Raw genomic sequence first — 596 nt, 5'->3', positions numbered from 1 at the left:
AGACCTGTTTGCCCGTCAGGTCTTCGCCCACGATCAGGGTCTTCGCACAGGCAACCAGAAAAACGAAGGCCACGAGGCGAAAGGCGAAGCCCGTGTACACACTGAGCAACATGAAAACCAGCGGAATCGATGCGAGCACGAGAGAAACGATGGGCGAGCATCCCAGCGCACTCACCGAGAGATACATGACCACCGTGAGCAGCGCGGTTTTCAGCGCAAGAACAAAGAACGTGTTCATAGGAGTCCCGAGGTCGATGGGTCAAACAAGACGGCGGCGCAGCGGCACGAAAGGCCGCACCAGTCACGCGAGCGCACAGCGCGTCCGGCCGTTCCGCTTTCAGTCAGGCGAAGCCGATATCCGAACGCTCAAAGTGCTCAAAACGCTCAGAACGCTCAGAACGCTCAGAACGAATACCCGGCTTCGTTACGCCGGATGTCCGCCTCGACCATCATCTGGCACAGCTGTTCAAGCGTGGTCGTTGGCTTCCATCCAAGCTCGCGTTCGGCCTTCGTCGCGTCGCCAATGAGCAGATCGACTTCCGCCGGGCGGTAGAACTTCGGATTCACACGCACGATGACGTGGCCGGTCTGTGCGT

2 protein-coding genes are annotated in these 596 nt (G+C 59.2%); both read right to left on the bottom strand.

Annotated elements, in window-relative coordinates; translation table 11 throughout:
• On the bottom strand, positions 1-238 hold a 238-nt coding region (locus tag PKKP23_RS33575; RefSeq protein ID WP_138721064.1), incomplete at its 3' end, for a hypothetical protein.
• Positions 239-402: 164 nt separating this feature from the next.
• The coding region (locus PKKP23_RS33570; protein ID WP_205703042.1) for a GDP-mannose 4,6-dehydratase at positions 403-596 on the bottom strand (194 nt) is incomplete at its 5' end.

This window comes from Paraburkholderia kururiensis JCM 10599 = LMG 19447 (assembly GCF_003986935.1).
Lineage (GTDB): Bacteria > Pseudomonadota > Gammaproteobacteria > Burkholderiales > Burkholderiaceae > Paraburkholderia > Paraburkholderia kururiensis.
Note: the sequence above shows the minus strand (reverse complement) of the source record. Positions and strands in the feature narration are given on the sequence as shown.